3 protein-coding genes are annotated in these 3,193 nt (G+C 40.5%); all 3 read left to right on the plus strand.

Annotation, left to right across the window (positions count from 1 at the left end; translation table 11 throughout):
- The first annotated feature begins 331 nt into the window (after positions 1 to 331).
- The 3 genes from AC29Z1_RS15595 to AC29Z1_RS15605 all read left to right on the plus strand — a co-directional run bounded on the left by AC29Z1_RS15595 (position 332) and on the right by AC29Z1_RS15605 (position 3,152).
- Positions 332 to 763, plus strand: coding sequence for a universal stress protein (locus AC29Z1_RS15595; protein ID WP_488272374.1), 432 nt, complete (start codon positions 332 to 334; stop codon positions 761 to 763).
- A gap of 181 nt (positions 764 to 944) precedes the next feature.
- A complete protein-coding gene (locus tag AC29Z1_RS15600) occupies positions 945 to 1,508 on the plus strand; it encodes an acyloxyacyl hydrolase (RefSeq protein ID WP_488272375.1) in 564 nt (187 codons plus the stop codon).
- Positions 1,509 to 1,985: 477 nt separating this feature from the next.
- Positions 1,986 to 3,152, plus strand: coding sequence for an MFS transporter (locus tag AC29Z1_RS15605; RefSeq protein WP_488272376.1), 1,167 nt, complete (start codon positions 1,986 to 1,988; stop codon positions 3,150 to 3,152).
- Positions 3,153 to 3,193: the final 41 nt, after the last annotated feature.

The following is a 3,193-nucleotide window of genomic DNA, read 5'->3' on the forward strand; positions in this document are numbered from 1 at the left end:
ATATCCCCTGCTCCACTACACTTTATGCTTTACCCCAACATTTGACAAAGAACCTTTTTTTATTTTAAAGCAAAATTAAGTAAAACAGGGTAACTTGGCCCTAGCATCAGGAAAATTTCTGACAATCCTAATCCTATATGTTGCCTTGACCTGGGTTATCGGTTTACCCGGGATATCATTTTGCGTGGTGCATCTTTTATGGATGTCTGCTAGCGAGAATGTCACTGAGAAACGAGAAATGGCAACAAATTTGCCATAATCTGTTGAAATAGTAACATCAATACTTAATTTTGTAGTATACTTAAATAAGAGTAGCGAAGGAGGGATGGACATGAAAGGGTTTTCTTCCATATTGGTACCGTATGACGGTTCTGGCCATTCCCGGCGTGCGTTGGAGCGAGCGGTGTATCTAGCAGAGGTTTGTCAGGCCAACATTGGTTTACTACATATAATTGATCTTGCCGCAAAAATTTCTCCGCTGGAACAGGTGAGCACCGGTGGTTATGTTCCAGCGGATTTTAAAGCAGCCGGGAGGGCTATTTTGCAGGAAGCCTTAGAGCAGGTGCCGACGACCATTAAAACCGAGACTTTTTTAGAAATTGGAGTACCTACCGAATTAATAGTAGAATTTAGTCGAGAGAATGGTTATGATTTAATTATCATGGGCAGCAGAGGCCTTGGAGTGGTAAAACAGTTGCTCATGGGCAGTGTAAGCAGTTATGTTTTATATCATGCGTCCTGTCCGGTTATGGTGGTAAAATAAAGATTAGTGTGTTTATTTTACACATAGTTTACACAGAATCAGTATTTGGCTTTTACCTGTGAAATTAAGGTGAATTCTGGAATATCCTTGCACATGAAGCTTTAGCTTTGGTTGGCATAAATTAATTATAGTATTATATTAACAATATGTAATATTAAAACAATATAAGAGGTGGCGCATCGTGCGTAAAGTAATGTGTTTAGTAATTCTTTTACAGTTTTTCCTGCTTTCCTTACCAGGCGGCTCATATTGCTATGCGGCCGATTCCAAGGTTGAACTGAATTGGGACTATCTGACTCCTCACAGCAAACATAAGCGTGATATTGATACCGTGTCATTACATATATTAGAAAAAATCTCAGAATCAAAAACTAGATCTATATATCGAGGGATTACCATCACTCGTCCAGAGGGAGAGGTAAAACTTCATGGAAAATGGCAAGACAGTTCTGCTGTTGGTATTGGTCCTGTTTTCCTGGTGCGCGATGAAAAATTTCAATCAGGCAAACTTACGGGAGCCATCGATATGAGTGGCGGATTAATTTTATATGACAAAGTGTTTCCCACCGGGGGCAGATATTATGACTTTATGTGGCGGATCGGACCCAATTTCGTTTATAAGTTCAGCGAAGATTCCTCACTCAATCTTGGTTATATGCTAATGCATGTTTCCAATGGATTTCACACTCATAATCCAGGCTATGATGCCCATGGCGTTACTTTGGGTTTTGTAACAAAGTTTTAACGACTCTTCCGAAATATCTAACAGAATTATTTCATTTGCCGGAAACTGTTTTGCCGTTTGCTATAGTAGCAGTAGGATATCCAGAAACCGAAAATAAGTATATTGATCGATATAACCCAGCAAAAGTACACTATGATAAGTATTAAAGTGTACTGTCCTACGAGTCGTAACTGGGGGTCTCCACTAGAAAGCGGCTTTTGGGCTGATTCATTTAGGTTTTGGCACATTTTCTATATGTATGATGTCTTTCGTCCATTGAACTGCACCTAGATGTTGGATTTTGAGGTGCAGTTTTTTTTGTATTTTTTAAAGAGAAAGTGGCTTTTTCCAAAAATAGAAAGCATGTTAGGGAAAATATGTAATCGAAATATGCTATAATAGAAAAATCAAAAGATAAATAAGGTAACCATGTGATTGACTGCTTGTTTACTGTAGCTGCAACACTATAGTAATGAAAAACACTAAAGGATGGTAAAAATGAGCGAATGTAGCTTGTTATCCAAAAATTTTATCCTGATTTGTTTGTCCGGTTTTTTCTATTTTGGCAGTTTTTACTTTCTGTTACCTACGATACCGCAATATGTTGCTAAACTTGGTGGTACAACCAGTCAAATCGGATTAGTGGTAGGGCTGTTTTCGATAGCGGCAGTTATCTTTCGCCCTTATTGTGCCAAACTAGCTGACCGGCATGGACGCAAAAAAATGATGACTATTGCTGCCGGCCTTTTCGCTTTGTTGTTTATCTTTTATCATTATGTTCACGAGATAGTTCTGCTATATGTGCTGAGAGTCGTTCATGGCATTACACTTGGTAGCTACTTGGTAGCTGCATATGCGTATGTTGCCGATTTTGCCCCAGTTGATCGCCGTGGAGAGGTCATGGGGATTTATGGAGTGGCTAATGTGGTGGCAATGGCACTGTTTCCGGCTTGGGGCAGTCAGATTATTGCAGATACCCAGGATTTTTCGAGGCTGTTTTTCTTAGCTACCATGACTGGCGGTGCTGCTTTTTTAACCGCCATTTTTCTTGATGAAATTAAACCAGAAGGACGCCGGCAAAATCCGGTAAGTCTCAGGAAAGTTGCGTCCAATCCGGCTGTGTTAGTTGCTTCCATGACTTTTTTTTCTGCGGCCATTGTATATGGGGCAATTATAACCTTTTTACCTGTATATGCGCCTGAGCGAGGGATTAGCGATATCGGAATCTACTTTACTACTTATGCGGTATTTACTTTGCTTAGCCGTGTGCTTGCAGGTAAATTGTCTGATCGTTATGGACGGCGTACAGTCATTCTTCCGTTTTTAACGCTGGTGGCTATTGCCCTATTTCTGCTGCCATTTTTGCATAGTATTTTTATGTTGGTCATTATTGGCGGATGCTTTGGACTGGGATTTGGTGCGTTTATGCCTGCATTAAGTGCTTTTGTAGTTGATCGGACAACGGCGCTGGAGCGAGCCAGTGCGCTTGCCTTTTTCACGGCCTTTATGGATATTGGAATTATGGCAGGGGCTCTGTTTCTGGGAGTTATTGGCGAGTATTGGGGATATAGTGTTATGTATGGTGTGGGTGGCATGCTTGTTTGTTTAGGTATTGTAATATTTGCATTGGGTTCAAAAGAGCCACCACGGCAAAATGAAGCTTGATTTGTTAATCTGGTTCACATGCAACGCATGTACCATCTTGA

The organism is Sporomusa sp. (assembly GCF_057736855.1).